This window comes from Marinobacter lipolyticus SM19 (assembly GCF_000397065.2).
Classification (GTDB): Bacteria; Pseudomonadota; Gammaproteobacteria; order Pseudomonadales; family Oleiphilaceae; genus Marinobacter; species Marinobacter lipolyticus.
Genome location: NZ_KE007326.1, coordinates 213,200 through 230,762 on the forward strand (window position 1 = coordinate 213,200; position 17,563 = coordinate 230,762).

17 protein-coding genes and 1 pseudogene are annotated in these 17,563 nt (G+C 56.8%); 4 read left to right on the forward strand and 14 right to left on the reverse strand.

Annotated features, from left to right (window positions below):
• Nucleotide 1: 1 nt before the first annotated feature.
• The 14 genes from MARLIPOL_RS13010 to MARLIPOL_RS13075 all read right to left on the reverse strand — a co-directional run bounded on the left by MARLIPOL_RS13010 (nt 2) and on the right by MARLIPOL_RS13075 (nt 14,824).
• Complete coding sequence (locus MARLIPOL_RS13010; protein ID WP_012138641.1) at nt 2–889, reverse strand: branched-chain amino acid ABC transporter permease; 888 nt, start codon at nt 887–889, stop codon at nt 2–4.
• Between the two features lie 104 nt (nt 890–993).
• Nucleotides 994–2,208: an ABC transporter substrate-binding protein gene (locus MARLIPOL_RS13015; RefSeq protein ID WP_012138642.1), complete on the reverse strand. Its 1,215-nt coding sequence runs from the start codon at nt 2,206–2,208 to the stop codon at nt 994–996.
• Between the two features lie 83 nt (nt 2,209–2,291).
• Nucleotides 2,292–3,014 (reverse strand): ABC transporter ATP-binding protein, encoded by a 723-nt coding sequence (locus tag MARLIPOL_RS13020; protein WP_012138643.1) that lies wholly within the window; start codon nt 3,012–3,014, stop codon nt 2,292–2,294.
• A complete protein-coding gene (locus tag MARLIPOL_RS13025; protein WP_012138644.1) occupies nt 3,011–3,784 on the reverse strand; it encodes an ABC transporter ATP-binding protein in 774 nt (257 codons plus the stop codon). Before MARLIPOL_RS13025 ends, MARLIPOL_RS13020 begins: the two co-directional genes overlap by 4 nt.
• Nucleotides 3,785–3,864: 80 nt before the next feature.
• Nucleotides 3,865–4,668, reverse strand: coding sequence for an alpha/beta fold hydrolase (locus MARLIPOL_RS13030; protein ID WP_012138645.1), 804 nt, complete (start codon nt 4,666–4,668; stop codon nt 3,865–3,867).
• A gap of 4 nt (nt 4,669–4,672) precedes the next feature.
• Complete coding sequence (locus MARLIPOL_RS13035; protein ID WP_012138646.1) at nt 4,673–5,089, reverse strand: PaaI family thioesterase; 417 nt, start codon at nt 5,087–5,089, stop codon at nt 4,673–4,675.
• Nucleotides 5,086–6,735: an AMP-binding protein gene (locus MARLIPOL_RS13040; protein WP_012138647.1), complete on the reverse strand. Its 1,650-nt coding sequence runs from the start codon at nt 6,733–6,735 to the stop codon at nt 5,086–5,088. Before MARLIPOL_RS13040 ends, MARLIPOL_RS13035 begins: the two co-directional genes overlap by 4 nt.
• Nucleotides 6,736–6,854: 119 nt before the next feature.
• Nucleotides 6,855–7,898, reverse strand: a complete 1,044-nt coding sequence (locus MARLIPOL_RS13045; protein ID WP_012138648.1) for a proline racemase family protein — start codon at nt 7,896–7,898, stop codon at nt 6,855–6,857.
• Nucleotides 7,898–9,040, reverse strand: coding sequence for a zinc-binding dehydrogenase (locus MARLIPOL_RS13050; protein WP_012138649.1), 1,143 nt, complete (start codon nt 9,038–9,040; stop codon nt 7,898–7,900). Before MARLIPOL_RS13050 ends, MARLIPOL_RS13045 begins: the two co-directional genes overlap by 1 nt.
• 130 nt (nt 9,041–9,170) lie before the next feature.
• On the reverse strand, nt 9,171–10,064 hold the full coding sequence (gene mmsB / locus MARLIPOL_RS13055; RefSeq protein WP_012138650.1) for a 3-hydroxyisobutyrate dehydrogenase: 894 nt from the start codon (nt 10,062–10,064) through the stop codon (nt 9,171–9,173).
• A gap of 109 nt (nt 10,065–10,173) precedes the next feature.
• Complete coding sequence (locus tag MARLIPOL_RS13060; protein WP_012138651.1) at nt 10,174–11,259, reverse strand: enoyl-CoA hydratase/isomerase family protein; 1,086 nt, start codon at nt 11,257–11,259, stop codon at nt 10,174–10,176.
• Nucleotide 11,260: 1 nt separating this feature from the next.
• Complete coding sequence (locus MARLIPOL_RS13065; protein WP_012138652.1) at nt 11,261–12,040, reverse strand: enoyl-CoA hydratase; 780 nt, start codon at nt 12,038–12,040, stop codon at nt 11,261–11,263.
• A 28-nt stretch (nt 12,041–12,068) separates the two neighbouring features.
• Nucleotides 12,069–13,235, reverse strand: coding sequence for an acyl-CoA dehydrogenase family protein (locus MARLIPOL_RS13070; RefSeq protein ID WP_012138653.1), 1,167 nt, complete (start codon nt 13,233–13,235; stop codon nt 12,069–12,071).
• Nucleotides 13,236–13,324: 89 nt separating this feature from the next.
• Nucleotides 13,325–14,824 carry a CoA-acylating methylmalonate-semialdehyde dehydrogenase gene (locus MARLIPOL_RS13075; RefSeq protein WP_228677620.1) on the reverse strand — a complete coding sequence of 500 codons (1,500 nt, stop codon included), beginning with the start codon at nt 14,822–14,824 and terminating at the stop codon, nt 13,325–13,327.
• A 159-nt stretch (nt 14,825–14,983) separates the two neighbouring features.
• Between MARLIPOL_RS13075 and MARLIPOL_RS13080 the strand changes: the two genes are divergently transcribed.
• From MARLIPOL_RS13080 to MARLIPOL_RS13095, 4 genes and pseudogenes are all read left to right on the forward strand, one after another.
• Nucleotides 14,984–15,856, forward strand: coding sequence for an AraC family transcriptional regulator (locus MARLIPOL_RS13080; RefSeq protein ID WP_012138655.1), 873 nt, complete (start codon nt 14,984–14,986; stop codon nt 15,854–15,856).
• A 231-nt stretch (nt 15,857–16,087) separates the two neighbouring features.
• Entirely contained in the window at nt 16,088–16,516 is a 429-nt protein-coding gene (locus tag MARLIPOL_RS13085; protein ID WP_012138657.1) for an SRPBCC family protein, read from the forward strand.
• Nucleotides 16,517–16,695: 179 nt separating this feature from the next.
• A pseudogene (locus MARLIPOL_RS18825) lies at nt 16,696–16,871 on the forward strand (oxygen-binding di-iron domain-containing protein); the annotation flags it as partial.
• 190 nt (nt 16,872–17,061) lie between these two features.
• Entirely contained in the window at nt 17,062–17,430 is a 369-nt protein-coding gene (locus MARLIPOL_RS13095; RefSeq protein ID WP_012138659.1) for a hypothetical protein, read from the forward strand.
• Nucleotides 17,431–17,563 lie beyond the last annotated feature (133 nt).

The following is a 17,563-nucleotide window of genomic DNA, read 5'->3' on the forward strand; positions in this document are numbered from 1 at the left end:
ATTACGCCTCCTTCCCAAACAGGCCCGACGGGCGAATCAACAACACAACCACCATCACCAGAAAGATAACGGCGGAGGAGAACTCGGGGTAGAACACCTTGGTAAAACCTTCAATAACGCCCATCAGCAAACCGGTAATAATCGCGCCGGCTATGGAACCCATACCGCCGATAACGACGACGGCAAACACCACGATCAGCAGGTTGGATCCCATGACCGGGGTGACGGAATAGATCGGTGCAGCCAGAACACCGGCAAACGCTGCAATCATGACCCCGAAACCATAGGTCAGGCTGATCAGCAATGGCACGTTGATACCAAAACCCTGCATCAGCTGGGCGTCTTCGGTGCCAGCCCTCAGGTAGGAACCCAGTTTGGTTTTTTCAATCATGAACCAGGTGCCGAAGCACACCAGTAGCGCCATGAAGATAACCCAGGCCCGATAATACGGCAGGAACATGAAATCCAGCTTGAACCCACCCTGGAAGATTTCCGGCATTGAGTAACGCAAGCCGGAAACCCCGAAAATATTGGTCAGAATACCCTGAATCATCAGGGCCACACCGAAGGTCAACAACAGGCTGTAGATATGATCCTGGCCGGCGATACGGCGCAACAGGAAATACTCGAGCAGCACACCGAAGCAGCCAACCACCAGAGGGGCCAGGACCAGTGCCACCCAATAGTTGATACCCATGGCATCAAACATAATGACGGTGACCATGGCGCCCAGCATATACATGGCGCCATGGGCAAAGTTGATTATTTTGAGCAGGCCGAAGATCACCGCCAGCCCAAGGCTCAACAGGGCATAGAAGGCACCGTTGATTATCCCGAGCAAAAGCTGACCGAACAGCACAGCAACGGGAACTCCCAGAATCATGGACATGTTGCAAACTCCAAAAGCAGTGCAAACCTCAGGAACGGTCTGCGAATCTGCAGGTTCCAGAGTTCGCCCCGCCGGGGTTGCGGGGCGAACCGTTGGTCAATACCTCAGTTCTTGGAAACGAGTGAACACTTGCTCTCGGAAAGCGGACGGTAGGCCTCGTCTCCCGGGATAGTGCGGACAATCTTGTAAAGATCCCACTCGTTCTCGGACTCTTCCGGAGTTTTCACTTCCGCCAGGTACATGTCATGAACCATGCGGCCGTCTTCACGAATCCGGCCATTGGTGGCGAACATATCGTTGATGGGCGTATCCATCATTTGTTTGCGTACGGTCTGGGTATCGTCCGAGCCGGTTGCCTTCACGGCATTCAAGTATTGCATGGTGCTGGAGTAGATACCCGCGTGCACCATGGTCGGACGCACACCGGTCTCGTCCATGAAACGGTCGGCCCACTTGCGGGCTTCTTCATTCATGTTCCAGTACCAGCCGGTGGTCAACTGGATTCCCTGGGCAGAATTCACACCCAGTGCGTGTACATCGGTGAGGAAGAGCAGCAACGCCGCCAATGTCTGACCGGACTGCGTCAGGCCAAATTCACCGGCGGTGGTAATGGCGTTGGTGGTATCAGAGCCGGCATTCGCCAGGGCGACCACATCCGCACCGGATGACTGTGCCTGCAGGATATAGGAGGAGAAGTCCGATGTCGGGAACGGATGACGGGCGGTTTTGATCACCTTACCACCGTTCTCTTCAACAACCCGGGTGACGTCCCCCTCCAGGGCGTGACCAAAGGCATAATCCGCCGTCAGGATGAACCACTCCTTGCCCCCCTCCTGGACAACAGCTTTCGCAGTGCCGTTAGCCAACGGATAGGTGTCGTAGACATAGTGGATATGGTTCGGGGTGCAATGCTCATTGGTGATGCTGGAAGCAGCGGAACCGGAGACAATACCCAGGCCGTCATTCTCTTCCAGCAGTTTTGTCACTGCAATGGTGACGGAGGAAGCAACCATGCCGGCGACCAGGTCCACATTCTCATTCTCCAGCCAGCGGCGTACCGTGCTGGAAGAAGAATCCGGATTGTTCCGGTCGTCAGCGCTGACCACCTCGATCTTCGCACCGTTTACTTTACCGCCGAAATCAGCGATGGCCATCTCAAGGGCTTTAAGACCATTGGGACCGGCCAGATCACGGTAGGTGCCCGACATGTCCGCCAGGTAACCGATTTTTACAGTGTCATCAGAAATGTCAGCCTGGGCGCTCCCGACCATCATGGCTGAAGCAATCGCTGTTGTGAGGAGCTTTTTCATAATTGTCATTGTTGTATCTCCGCTACTGTTGTTGTCATTGCGTTGGTTGTATCGGGTTTTGGTTGTTGATTTGCTCTCTTGTTCTCCGGGCCTTAAACGCCCAGATAGCTATCCAGTACCGACTGCTTGGCCTCAAGCTCGTCTGCACTGATTTCCTCCACAATCTGGCCGTGTTCCATCACGTAATGACGGTCCGCCAGTGGTGCGGCGAAATGAAAATTCTGTTCAACCAGGACGATGGTCAGGCCCTTGTTCTTGAGCTTGACCAGCACCTCCCCCAGTTTCTCGACAATCACCGGAGCCAGGCCCTCGGTGATCTCATCCAGCAGCAACATATTCGCACCGGTTCTGAGAATACGCGCCATGGCCAGCATCTGTTGCTCACCGCCGGACAGCTTTGTGCCCTGGCTGAAGCGTCGCTCGTATAGATTCGGGAACATGCTGTAGATTTCTTCCAGGCTCATGCCACCACTGCGTACCACAGGGGGCAGAGTCAGGTTTTCCTGGACGTTGAGTGCGGAAAAAATGCCCCGGTGTTCGGGGCAATACCCGACTCCCAATCTGGCAATGTGGTGAGGCTGGCAGGTCATGGTTTCATTGCCATTGATCATGATTGAGCCGGTGCGACGCCCGACCATGTTCATGATGGCCTTCAACGTCGTGCTCCGCCCTGCCCCGTTGCGCCCCAGCAAAGTCACCAGCTCACCACGGTGCACCACCATGTCGATACCGTGAAGGATGTGGGATTCGCCATAGAAGGCATGAAGCCCGGAAACTCTCAGCTGTTCGTATTCCTTATCCGACCCCTGACTCATTCGACGGCCTCCTGAGTGGTGTTGGCACTGCCCATGTAGACTTCCCGCACCCGGGGATCTTCGGAGACTTCCTTATACTCACCCTCTGTCAGCACTGAACCCTGTGCCAGTACGGTAATTCGGTCGCACAATTTACTGACCACCCCGAGGTTATGTTCAACCATCAGCACGGTCCGTCCTTCGGCGGCCTTGCGTACCAGCTCCACCACACGCTCCACGTCTTCGCCCCCCATACCCTGGGTCGGCTCGTCGAGCAGCAACAATTCGGGCTCCATCGCGAGCGTGGTGGCCAGTTCAAGGGCACGTTTGCGACCATAGGCGAGCTCAACGGTGGTGGTATTGGCAAATTCGGTGAGTCCGACAGAATCCAGCAGCTCCATGCAGCGCTCGTTCAGCTTGTTCAGACTGTGGCCGGATTTCCAGAACTGAAAGCTGTTCCCCTCAAAGCTTTGAAGCGCCACCCGGATGTTCTCGAGTGCGGTCATGTGGGGAAAAACCGCCGAAATCTGGAAGGAACGGACCACACCCCTGCGAGCAATAGCTGCGGATTTCAGCGACGTGATGTCTTTGCCATTGAAAAGGATCGTGCCACGAGTGGGAGGGAGAAACTTGGTTAACAGGTTGAAGACGGTCGTCTTACCCGCACCGTTGGGCCCTATCAGGGCATGGATATGACCACGCTGAACCTTGAGGTTCACGTCGTCTACTGCGACAAAGCCTTTAAACTCTTTTACAAGGCCGCGGGTCTCAAGTACGAACTGGTCACTCATGGTGACATCCCACCTTTTGTTATTGTTGTACATGAAAACGATAGTCACAGATTAGGTTAACGTATACGTAAACGTCAATATTAATCTGTAGATTTTTTAGCGCTCAGACCGCCCAGAAATTCGCACACCAGATGCACCATCTCCTCAGGATGTTCAAGGTGCGGAGAGTGCCCGGTTTCCGGCAGAAAAACCGGTGTGGCCGACTCGCCGATGCCCTCGACAATCGCTGTCACCTGCTCTGGCACGCCGTACTCGTCATCCTCACCCTGAATGATCATAGACGGGCACTGGATGGCGTCCAGCCAACGGCTGAAATCCATGTATTCCTGGAACCCCTTGTCCAGCCAGATGGTATGCCAGGCATTGAAGATGTCATCGGTGCGTTCGCCATGGTGGCGCAGCAACTTCTCACGCAACCCCTCTTCCCGATAGCGGATCTGCATCTCCTGGATTCCGGAGACGGTCAAATGATCCGCCCAGGTATGAGCGGCCATTGTGATCATCCCCTTCACCCGGTCACCGAGTGCTCCGGCCGCTATCAGAGCGATGGAGCCGCCGTCACTGTGGCCAATCAGAATGACTTCCTGCAGCTCAAGTTCGTCCAGCAAACGCGGCAGCCAGACAGAACCTTCCTCCTCCTGATAGGCGTATGGCCGGGGAAGCACTTCATCCGTGGACAGACCGTAACCCCGGCGTTCGTAGATAAGTGCATCCAGCCCTGATGCCCTGGCCAGTTTCTCTGGGAATTTTCGCCACAGAGCAATATTGCCCAGGGATTCGTGCAGAAAAACCAGGGTTGGGCCAGCACTCACTTGATGGCGGATTCGCCGGACTTGAAGTGCCACGCCTTCACCCAACGGCACCGACATATCACGAATCTGCATGGCGTTACCGATTGGGTGGAATGGAGTAGGTCATGGTGGAATGAGCCACCGGCTCCTCGACACCCTCAGAGTAGACGAAGACCTCGCCAACGCCCATTGTGCGCCCCACCTTCAACATGGTTGCCCTGGCCCATATCGGGGCATGGGCGACCGGTTTGCGCAGGAAGTTGATATTGAGATTCGTCGTCACCGCCAGCGGTACCAGGCCAATCTTGCTGAGCAACGCGGCATACAGTGTGACGTCTGCCAACCCCATCATGGCAGGGCCAGCCACGGTTCCACCGGGGCGCAGATGCTCCTCATCCACCTCCAGCTTCATCTCGGCCCAGCCGTCGCCAAGTTTCTGCAGCGAGCCATAAGCGGCCCCCTGCGGAAACTGTTCATCCAGGAAGTCCTGTAGTTCCTCAAACGTGATGATCATGCGCCAGCTTCATCCTTCGCACGATTACGCAGCACAAACCGCTGAATCTTGCCGCTGGGCGTCTTTGGCAGCTCGTCCACAAACTCTATTTCACGGGGATAGGCATGGGTGGAGAGCCGGCGGCGAACCAGTTCCTGAAGCTCGTCCTTCAACGCCTGATCCTCGCTCGGCTCCTGGCCGCTCTTGATCACCACATAGGCCTTGATGATGGATCCACGCTTCTCATCAGGCTTGCCAACGACACCGGATTCGGCAACCGCTGCATGCTCCAGAAGGGTGCTTTCAACGTCTGCCGGGCCGACCCGATAACCGGCCGTGGTAATGATATCGTCATCGCGACCACTGAATGAGAAACCGCCGTCGCCATGGCAGATCACCATATCGCCAGTCAGGTAGTAACCGTTCACAAACGGGTCTTTCTCACCCCAGGTATAGCCGTCGAAATGGAACAGTGGCGACGCTTTTACATCCACCGCCAGTTGACCGATCTCGCCTTCACCGACTTCTTCGTTCTTCTCGTTCAGGGCCACCACTTTATGACCAGGGGACGAATACCCCATGGATCCCTGGCGTACCGGATGCTCAAGGCCATGGAAGTTGCAGCAGGTCATACCGGTTTCGGTCTGGCCATAATGATCCTTGACCGGACAGTAGTGACGGTTCCTGATCCAGTTAACCACTTCCGGATTCAGTGGCTCGCCAGCGCTGCTGGCAACCCGCAGGCCGAGATTCTCGCCTTCCGGCAACACATGATCATTGGCCTTGAGCAAGCGATACGCCGTGGGCGCAGCCGCCAGGTTGGTGATCTTGTATTTGCGAATCATGTCGTAGGTGGATTCCGGGGTGAAAGCCCCCGGATTGAAATGGGTCGCGTGGCCCATCAGCAGTGGCCCGACCACCGCGTAATACAGGCCATAGGCCCACCCCGGATCAGCCACGTTCCAGTATGTGTCGTCGTCACGCAGGTCAATGGCGTATTTCATGTAAACGTAGAAAGCCATCAGCGCCCGGGCAGGAACAGCTACACCCTTGGCCTTGCCGACGGTACCGGAGGTAAACATCTGCAGGAACGGGTCCGTGCCCTTAACCATCACAGGCTCAAACTCGGCGGACTGCTCCGCCAGAGTCTGCTCGAAATCGGGAATATCCGAACCTGCCTGCTGAGCCGCCAGGCACAACACCGGCGGGCAGTTTTTCACATCGTTCAGTTTCGGATAGTTCACTGGATCGGTCACCACCAGCTTGGTGTCCGCACGCTCCAGACGATACTCAATAGCCCCGGAGCCAAAGGCGGTAAACAGAGGCTGGTATACTGCGCCTGCGCGCAGGGCACCGGCAATCACCACCAGCAGCTCGGGGCTGCGCGGCAGCAGACCTGCTACCCGGTCGCCCTTACCGATACCACGGGATTTCAGGTAATTCGCAAAGCGAGCGGATTTCTCTTTCAGCTCCGCAAAGGTCAGGGTGCCATCGCCACCACCCTCTTTCTCATAGTAAAGCGCCACCCTCTGTGGGTCCGTTGCCCATTTGTCGCAGATTTCGTGGCATACATTCAGCCCGGAATCCAGGCGTCCATCCAGGATCTCCGCTTCCAGAGCGGCGGCATCAAAATTGTTATAAACCGTTGCGTATTCCGGGAGGCTCATTCTCAACTCCTGTTGTTTTTATCGTTGAATGCTGAGTTCTAGGTTTATCACAGGGTCTTGTTTACGTAAAGGTAAACTTTAGGCGAATATTGCATGTGAAAAAGACTGCTTAGAAGCCGTCAGGAAGGGTGGCTGCTGGTCAGTATGTGGCGCAGCCCGTCGCACTCCACCATGGGGTCCTCACAGTTCACCACAATGTCGGAGCGGGCAATCACATAACCCTTGCCGGTGATGCTATTCTCCACCACCTGGTGATCGCCTTCCTGCCTGACGGCGGTGAATTCCCCAATAAAGCCAGTCTCCCGCAGTGATACTGTTTCCAGCCGATCCCCCGGTTTGATACGGCCCTGGAGATTCATCAGCGCCAGGCGGGCAGACGTGCCAGTACCGGTGGTGCTGCGACAAATCACCCCCGGATGTACATAAGTGGCCGAGCGCGAACGGTAATACCCATCCGCCACATGCTCCACCGGCCCCATAAAGTGCAGAAACGGCAACGGACCAACATCACCGAGGGCATAGTGAGAGAAGCCCCGCTCTGCCTGAATCGCCTCTACGATGGCGTAGGCCGTCTCGGCAAGTTTGCGCTCTTCATCCAGGGTCAGATCAAACCCTAAATCGGTGGCATCGACCAGCGCATAGAAGCCCCCGCTGTAGGCCACGCTGTAGGTCACCCGGCCAACTGCGGGTACATCTATGGTGGCCTGGTAGGTATCAATGTAACTGGGAAGACCCTCGCAGGTGATGGTTTCCACCACTCCGTTTTCCACAGTGGCGTCGATACGGACCAGCCCGGCCGGCGATTCCAGCACAAAGCTCTGACGGCCTTCTTTCTTGGCAACTATGCCACTTTCCAGAACCGCCGTGGCGGTGCAAATGGTGTTGGACCCGGAATAGATCGGGTAGCCCATGACTTCCATGATGATGTACCCGGCAACAGCTTCCGGGTCCGTTGCCGGGACCAGCAAATCCACCGACATCTCCGGAATACCATAGGGCTCTTCCAGCAACAGTTTCCGCAGCCCGTCGGCATCGTCCCGCAGGTATTCCATCTGGGCCCGGACCGTGTCACCTGGTAACGCATCAATGCCGCCGGTCACAATGCGGCTGACATCGCCGCCAGCATGAGTATCCATCAGTTGAATCGTCAGCTCAGACTTCATCAGTCGTTCTCCAGGGACCAGTGTTTGCCGTGTTCCTCCCACTGAGAATCAGGAACAATGACGATTTTACCGAGATAATTACTACCCCGGTTTACAAAATAGCGCTCGGCCTGATGGAGTTGCGATAGCCTGAAAGCCCCATGCAGGACAGGTCTGAGCTGTCCGTTTCGAATCCATGCCACGAGTTGCTCCGCTTCCTCCCGGGTTCCGTGGGAAACGCCGAATATCTGTACCTGGTACAGGTAGATACGGGTCCACAGGATCTCGCTGATATTGCCGCCACTGGCACCGGCGATGCTGAGACGCGGGTAGGTATCGCGGGCATTCATGTCGAAGATCATGGTGTCTATAAAAAGGTCGGTCATCTCACCGCCGACCAGATCCATCACCGCGTCGAAGGGCTTACCTCCGGTTTCCGCCTTCACTCTCTCTACAAAGCTGTCCATATCGGAACGGTCCAGCACCGCTTCCGCTCCAAGGGCGAGCAGCGAATCAGCCTTGTCCTGCTTGCTCAGCGCATAGGGAATCGCCCCCATAATGCGGCACAACTGAATCAGCGCGGTGCCCACACCGCCGCTGGCGCCGGTGACCAGCACCCGCTCCCCTGCCCTGATATGTGCGGCGGTTAGCATGTGCATGGCGGTCTGGTAGGAACACATACCCATGGACGCCACTTCAGCATCCGCCAGCCCCGGATTGGGGATAGAGTAAAACTGGTCAGAGGGCAGGGCCACGTATTCGGCGTAGCCCCCATCAGCGCCGTGCCCGTAATAGTCTGGCGTCAGGTTGATGTCGCGGCGATCATTGGCGTAGATGTTGAAATCCAGCAGCCCCCGCTCACCGATTCTTTCCTCGTCAACACCTTCGCCCACAGCGACAATTCGGCCAGCAATATCCGCTCCCTGAATTCTGGGAAAAACCAGCGTGGGCTTACCGCCCATCTGGAAAGACTTCATCTCACCCTTCCTGGTGGGATAAAGCCCTTCACGGGCCTTACGATCGGTGTTGTTCTTGGCGGTTGCAGTAACCTGAACCAGCACCTCTCCCGTGCCGGGCTTCGGGGTGGTGACGTCCTGATATTCGAGTTTGTCGATATCACCGTGACCGGTAAGAACCATGGCTTTCATGGTGTTCGGGATCATGGGCAGACAATCCTCCCTGGCTGCTTAATGTCTGGTATTCAGTCAGGATAGGTGAGATTCCCGGGCGTGTCAGGGGATCTTTCTGAACGGTAACCGCCCCCGGTTCACAGAGTTCGGAGGCGGCTACCAATCACTTGTCTTCCGGGCGATACAACCGCTGGATGCTGGAGAAATCCAGTGCTCCATTACCCTGCCCTGCATGCAACTCGAACAGATTACGAGCCAGGGACCCCATGGGAATGGCAGCGTGATTTTTCACGGCGTTGTCAAAAGCCAGCCCCAGGTCCTTGTTCATCAGGTTCACCAGGAAGCCACCCTCGTAGCCACGGGAGGCAGGAACGCCCTCCATCACCCCCGGCCAGGGGTTGTAGACGTTCAGCGCCCAGTTGCCACCGGAGCTCTGCTTCATAATTTCAGAGAGCACAGCCGGATCCAGGCCATTTTTCACACCCAGCGCCAGGGCCTCACTGGTGCCAGCCATCAGAATCGCCAGCATCATGTTGTTGCAGATCTTGGCCACCTGGCCGGAGCCATGATCACCGGCGTGGAAGATGTTCTTGCCCATACTCTCAAGAATCGGTTTGGCCTTGCTGAAGGTCTCTTCCGCACCACCACAGATGAACGTCAGGGTGCCGGCTTTGGCGCCGCCAACGCCGCCGGACACCGGAGCATCAAGGAACGGAATGTCGCGGGCTTTGGCTTCTTCGGCCACACCGCGAGCGGTTTCCGGCGCAATGGTGGATGAATCAATCACCAGGGTGCCCGCCGGCAGGTTGGCCAGCAGGCCATCGTCACCCAGGTACACTGCTTCCACATGTTGGCCGGCAGGTAGCATGGTAATCACGCATTCGGCGCCCCTGGCCGCTTCGTGGGCGGTGTCGGCCGTTTTTGCGCCTTCGGAAACCAATGCCGCGACGGCGTCCTTTGAAAGATCAAATACGGTGACGTCGTGTCCGGCCCTGACCAGGTTGCTCGCCATGGGGCCACCCATGTTGCCGAGGCCAATGAAAGTAATCGTTGCCATATCTCTTCCCCTTATTGTTGTATTCGATTGGTAAGGTCCGCCTGTGCCGGCGGACCTGAAGCCCAGCGTCAGCTCATTGTCGGATTAGCGAAGCGTAATCCGACAACCACTATCGGGTGAAAAAGTCGTCAATCCAGGCGCTGTCCATTTCCGTCAGCGAAGCATAACGCCAGCGGGGTTGTTGATCCTTGTCGATCAACAGTGCGCGGATACCTTCGGCAAACTCCCCTTTTGTCAGGCAATTGCGGGAGAGCGTCAGTTCCTTGTCCAGCACTTCTTTCAGGCTGTCGTGACGAACGTTATTCAGGTGTCGCCAACACAGAGCCAGAGAAGTAGGCGAAGCGGTCGCCAGTGGTTTTGCTGCCTTGGCGAGCCAGCCGTCGCCACCGGCCAGTTCGCTCAACTGAGCGATGACCTCTTCCAGAGTATCGGCGTCGGTCACCCGGTTGATCTCATCGAAATGGTCGCGTACTGGCGATTCCGGTTGTGCATCGGCACTTTGCTGTTCGAACGGCCTCAACACACTGCTGACCACTGCGTGACTGTCCTGGTCCTGCCAGTTTCGCTGTTTCAGAGCATCCACCACCCCGGACTTGAGATCGTGCCGAATAAAACGGTCCGCCAGCCCTACAAACAGTGCATCCGCGCCGTTCATTCGGGCACCGGTCAGTCCCAGGAACAGCCCGGTACGGCCCGGTGTACGGTTGAGAAACCAACCGGCAGCTACGTCAGGGTACAGACCGATGCTGCTCTCGGGCATGGCCAGCTTGGAGCCCTCGGTGACCACCCGATGGGACGCACCCGCCATAATGCCCATACCACCACCCATGACGATGCCATGGCCCCAGCACACAACAGGCTTGGGGAAGGTGTGGATGAGGTAGTCCAGTTCATATTCTTCCTCGAAGAACGTGGCGCCCTCATTCGCTCCTACACCGGCACCCCTGGGTTCGGTCATGCTCCGGTAAAGAGCCACGATGTCTCCACCAGCGCAGAATGCCCTGTCGCCCTCGGCTTCCAGCCAGACCGCACAAATGCTGCTGTCTTCCGCCCAACGCTTGAGCTGCGGCGTCAGCAGCCGGATCATTTCCAGCGAGAGGGAATTGAGCGCCTTCGGCATGTTCAGCCGGGCCACGGCAATGTGACTGCCGTCGGCCGTGTGCCACTCTTCGAAAACCATCGGTTGACCAGTCATATCAACGGTTCTTCCATTCCGGTTTGCGCTTGTCCAGAAAAGCGTTCACGCCTTCTTTCTGGTCCTCGGTGGAGAACAGCTCGATGAACAGTTCCCGTTCCATGCGCCAGCCATCGTCATGGCTGCGGCCATCACGGGCGCTCATTACCAGCGTCTTACAGCGGGCGGTGGACGACGGGCTCTGTTTGCAGGCCATTTCCGCCAACTCCAGGGCTTTATCAAGAGCCTGGCCAGTGGGAACCACCTCTTCCACCAGTCCGATCTGAAGAGCCTTGTCAGCCTTGACCCGCTCGCCACACAGAATCATCCGCTTGGCCCAGCCTTCACCCACCAACCAGGGCAGGTTCTGGGTACCACCGGCGCAGGGCAACAGGCCAACGCCGGCTTCCGGCAGCGCCATCTGGGCATGCTCTTCGGCAATGCGAATGTCACAAGCCATGGCGCATTCAAGGCCGCCGCCCATGGCATAACCATTTACCGCGGCAATGGATACGCCGCGGAATCCGGATAATGCGGCAAAGGCCTCGCCGAATGCCTGCGCCATCTGGTTGGCACGGGCTATGTCACCGTCCGCGAAGGACTTCAGGTCGGCACCGGCGGAGAAGAATTTCTCCCCCTGGCCGGTCACCACCAGGGCAAAAATGTCACGGTCTTCGTTCAGTTCACGGATCGTTGCCGTCAACGAAGCCAGGGACCCCCCGGTCCAGGTATTCGCCGGCGGATTGTTGATGGTCAGTACCGCAATGTGTCCGCGTTTTTCGAGCTGAATCAGATCGCTCATGTTGTTTCTCCCATTGTTCTTGCGGTTTTTATTGAATAGCTTCCGCCACACCGTCGTCGAGCAGGCGACGGGCGACAATCAGGCGCATGATCTCGTTAGTGCCCTCCAGAATCTGGTGCACACGCAGGTCCCGCAGGTAACGTTCCAGCGGATATTCACGGATGTAGCCGTAGCCACCGTGCAGTTGCAGGGCATCGTTCACCACGTCAAAGCAGGCGTCGGTGGCGAACCGCTTGGCCATGGCACAGTGCAGTGTGGCTTCGGGATCACCACTATCCAGCTTAAAAGCGCCCAGACGTACCATCTGTCGTGCCGCCACCAGACTGGTGGCCATATCAGCCAGCTTGAATTGCAACGCCTGGAAAGCCGCCAGGGGTTTGCCGAACTGCTCGCGCTCGTGCATGTAGTTGCGTGCCCGCAGCAAGGCTGCCTGGGCGCCGCCCAGGGAACAGGTGGCAATGTTCAGGCGACCGCCGTCGAGACCTTTCATCGCAATGGCAAATCCATCACCTTCATTGCCCACCCGGTTACTGGCGGGAATGCGAACGTTCTCAAGACTGACCATACGGGTCGGCTGACTGTGCCAGCCCATTTTCTCTTCGTTCTTGCCGTAGGAAATGCCATCGGCATCGGCGGGGGTCACAAAGGGGGATATACCTTTTGACCCGGAATCCGGGTCACCGGTGCGGGCCATCAACACCAGGATATCGGTACTGCCAGCTCCGGAGATAAACACCTTGCTGCCATTGATGACATAGCTGTCGCCATCCCGGACCGCCTTGGTCCTCAAACTGGCCGCATCAGAGCCGGCACCCGGCTCGGTCAGGCAGTAGGAAGCCAGCCACTCGCCACTGGCGAGTTTCGGTACGATTTCCTGCTTAAGGTCGTCTGAGGCAAAGCTGGCCACCATCCAGGTAGCCATATTGTGGATGGTGATAAAGGCTGCAGTGGATGGGCAGGCCGCGGCCAGTTCTTCCACGATCACCGAGGTGTCCAGCCGTGAAAGCCCCATCCCACCAAGGGCTTCCGGGGTATACATGCCCATAAAGCCCATCTCACCAGCTTCTTTCAGCACGTCTTTCGGAAAGACATGCTCGTCGTCCCACCGGGCAGCGTGGGGCGCCATGGATTTCTCCGCAAACGCCCGGGCCGCCTCACGAAACGCCAGCTGGTCTTCAGTCAGGTTAAAGTCCATCGTTACGCTCCAGTCTGAGAGGCTTGTTGTCAGGGGAAAAACAAGGGGCCGGAAACGGGTTCCGGCCCAAACACCCACCCTCAACGCTGTTAACGCAGCTGGATCGAGAAGTTCGCTTCAGACGTCGCTGTTGCCTCTTTGGAGAACCAGCGAGAGGTTACAGTCTTGGTTTCGGTATAGAAACGCACCGCCTGCTTGCCGTAGGCATGCTGGTCACCGTAGAAAGAGCCTTTCCAGCCGGTGAACGAGAAGAACGGCATAGGCACCGGAATGGGAATGTTCACACCCACCTGACCCACGTCAATCTCGTGCTGGAAGCGACGGGCACAGCCACCGGAATTGGTGAAGATGGAAACACCGTTGCCGTACGGGCTCTTATTGATCAGCTCAATGGCCTCACCCAGGCTGTCCGTTTCCATGCAGGAAAGGACAGGACCAAAGATTTCCTCGTTGTAGATATCCATCTCGGTAGTGACACCGGAGAACAGTGTCGGGCCCACCCAGTTACCATCCGGCAGACCATCCACCGTGCAGCCGCGACCATCCAGCAGGAGATTGGCGCCTTGTGCTTCACCGGTAGCAATCAGGGATTCTACCCGGTCCTTGGCCTTGGCACTGATGATCGGGCCGTAGCTAGCACCGGAATCGTTCCAGGCACCCGGACGAACCTTTGCCATGGCTTCCTTCAATTCCGGAATCCACTGCTGCGCTTCGCCCACGAACACCGCAACCGAGATGGCCATGCAACGCTGACCCGCCGCGCCAACTGAGGCGCCTACCAGAGCATTAATCACCTGCTGCTTGTCGGCATCCGGCAGGATCACCATATGGTTCTTGGCACCGGCAAAGCTTTGTACACGCTTCATGTTGCGGGTACCGGTTTCGTAGATGTAACGACCGACGGGAACAGAACCCACGAAGGACACCGCCCTGATGGCTGGATCGGTCAGCAACACGTCGACCTGTTCCTTACCACCGTGAACTACCTGCAGGACGCCCTTGGGCGCGCCCGCTTCCTCAAACAGCTCAGCCAGACGCATCGGCGTCAACGGATCCTGCTCAGATGGCTTGAGGATGAAGGTGTTACCGCAAGCAATGGCCATGGGGAACATCCACAGTGGGATCATGGCCGGGAAATTGAACGGGGTAATACCGGCGCACACGCCCAGCGGTTGGGTCCAGGAATGGGTATCCACCTCCCGCGCCACGTTCTCGACCGTTTCGCCCATCATCAGAGAGGCAACGTTGGCTGCGTGTTCGACCACTTCAATACCACGCCAGACATCCCCCTTGGCATCTTCAAAGGTCTTACCGGTTTCCTGGGACAGAATTTCGGCAATCTCGTCGTGGTGCTCTTTCAGCAGCGCCTGGTAGCGCAGCATGACCCGGGCACGCTCGGAAACCGGCACTTCTTTCCAGGTCTTGAACATTTCGCCGGCACTGTCGATGGCCTTTCGCATTTCCGCGTCCGTGGTGCACGGCGCCTTGGCAATCACTTCGTTGGTTGCGGGATCGGTGACTTCGATCCAGTCACTGGCCTGGCTCTGAACAAATTCACCGGCGAGATACAGAGGTACGTTCTTCATCATATATTCCCTGCTTGTTGTTGTACGTGGGGGCCGCCCGACCTTCGGGTCGACGACCATGTTTGAATTGATGCTAGCACAGGAATTCAGACCGCACCGATTGACTAAATTTCGTTCGTGATGGATTATCTTTCGATCACGCACGATTAAATCGGAACGCTCATGACTCAGACCTCCCAGTGGCCGGTACCGGCAGACAGCATTCGCTATGTGGTGCCCGCGCCAATCATACGACTATTGTCTACCTATCCCCTGACCCGGGACCTATACCCGCTGGCGTTTGGCCACTACCGGCGGGCGACGGGGCATCACATGCACCGGGAGCACCACCAAGACAATCTTTTGATTTACTGCACCGAGGGCAAAGCCTTTCTGAACGTCGAGGGAGAGCCCTACACCGTGGAAGCCGGTGACCTGCTGTTACTGCCCGCAGGCGCATCCCACCGGTACACCGCTGACCCGGACAATCCCTGGACGATTCACTGGGTACATTACACCGGACCGCTGGCCGAGGATTTCCGTCACTACATGGGTTTTGACGACACCCGGATAAGACATCTCGGCCGCCAACCGCGCTTACTGGTGGACTTCAATGGCTTACTGTCTGTAAGGCAGACGGGGTTCCGCACCCGGGGGCTGATCCACGCCGCCAACCGACTGCGCCAGTTACTGGCCGCCGTACCTTTGAACGCCGACGAAACCAGCCATGAACGTAAAGCAGAACTGGATACCATTCACAACTATATGAGGGAACATCTGGACGAGCGGGTATCACTGGAGCAACTGGCCGACCTTGCAGGCCTGTCTCCGGCCCACTTTGCCACACGCTACCGGGAGCAGACCGGCACTTCCCCTATCCAGCATTTCCTGCACCTGAAAGTGGAGAGGGCCTGCCAGATGCTGGATACCACCAGCCTGAGTTTTGCGGATATCAGCCGGCGCCTGGGATATGACGATTCCTATTACTTCTCGAGACTGTTCAAGAAAGTCATGGGGCAGTCTCCGAGGGACTATCGGCACACCAGCCGCCACTAGAGGCTGCCCCTCAAACACCGTGTGATTCAGGCCAAGATATGGACTGCTGACAACTACGACTTTTGTTGTAGCCTCCGGAGCGATAGGCTAGTGTCCATTGACAATAGTTTGTCGGATTACGGCTTTGCCTAATCCGACCTACGAAGAATCGGTGCCGAATAAATAATGAGTGTAGGTCGGATTAGGCGAAGCCGTAATCCGACAGCAACTATTACTGGAAAGAGAGACTCCATGGCCATGTATACCATTGAAATAGATGAAACCTTCGACGTCCCCCGTAACCGGGTTTTTGCACTGTTCGCCGACCACGGTCGTTTCGGTAAAATGCTGGGTGCACCAGTCAAGCGCATTCAGGACAGCGACCAGGCAGACCCCAATGGCATCGGCTCCGTTCGCAAAATCGGCATTGGCCCACTGAGCCTGGAAGAGACCGTGATCGGCTTCGAACCGGACTCCCTGATTGAATACACCATCACCAGCATGAGCCCGATCCGCAACCACATGGGGCGTATCCGCTTTGAAGATTCAGGTGAAGGCGGAACCCGGGTGAACTACACCATCACCTTCGAGGACATTGTTCCCTTTACCGGTAAGGTGGTCAGCGCAGCTCTGGAACAAGGCATTCGCAAAGGCATCAAGCGAGTCCCCAAACTGGCCTGAGCAACAGCACACTGCAGAAGGGTTGATAAATATCAGTTGATTGACCTGACGCAATAATCCCCCCTCATCATTTTTGTACTCTCCGCGCATTGCAATATCCGGCCACTCCCGGCCGGGTATTCAGCTATGTCACCAATGAGCTCGCCGGATCTGTCTTTGGCCGAATCGTCAGCATTCCGGATGGCGGCGCCGATGACCATCTCCCGGTAGGCGACTTTGACAGGCATATTCCTGACATGATCGGTTTTCACCGGCGTTACATCGCATCCAATAAAGTTTGCCGCCTCTGGGTCAACATGGTTCGGGAATGGATGTCCCCATGATCGTGCCACAGCATGGTAAACGCTTCGAGGGCCCTGCCGAACAGGCGATAGGTAGTATCCGCATTGTCAAATCAGGCCTCCGCATCTATTTCGACTATTCTTTTCCTCCAATACCTGTGTACAGTTGTTCACACAATAGAGCGGGGCCAGGAAGGCTCCTGACAACAAAAAGCAGCCATAGGGTTTTGTTTTTGTTTTTTTCTCTTAAAAGGAGGCTCTGATATGAGCATCAATACGAACCGACTGATTGGACTTACCCAGGAACGGGCAATGGAAATTAACACCGGCGTCACGGACCTGCACGTTGGCTGGCAGAATGAATACAGCCAGCAGGAACAGCGGGACCCGGCCGGGCACCTTCACAGGGCTCCAGTCGTGACCTGGAAAAAGGACGATGTCACTTATCAATTCGTCCCCAAGCTGACGTTCCGGGTGAATGTGACTGAAACTCCGTGGATCAGAAGAGTTCTCGGAATGACAGACGACCCCGCTTACATCGTCGATGGCGCGGAACTGGCAACTGCCATTGAGAAGCAGTTGCTGAGCCGGGGCCAACAGACCTGCAACCGGAGTGAAGCCGCCGAGGCATAAGTCCGGCTGGTATAAGATGGGGGACAGCAGCCATGCTGCTGTCCCCATTGATCTGTCCTCGACACCTCTCCCTCCCCTGCCCGTTTACTAACGCTAACCAGCGTGCCAGGCCAGTAGCTGCCCAAAGAAGTAG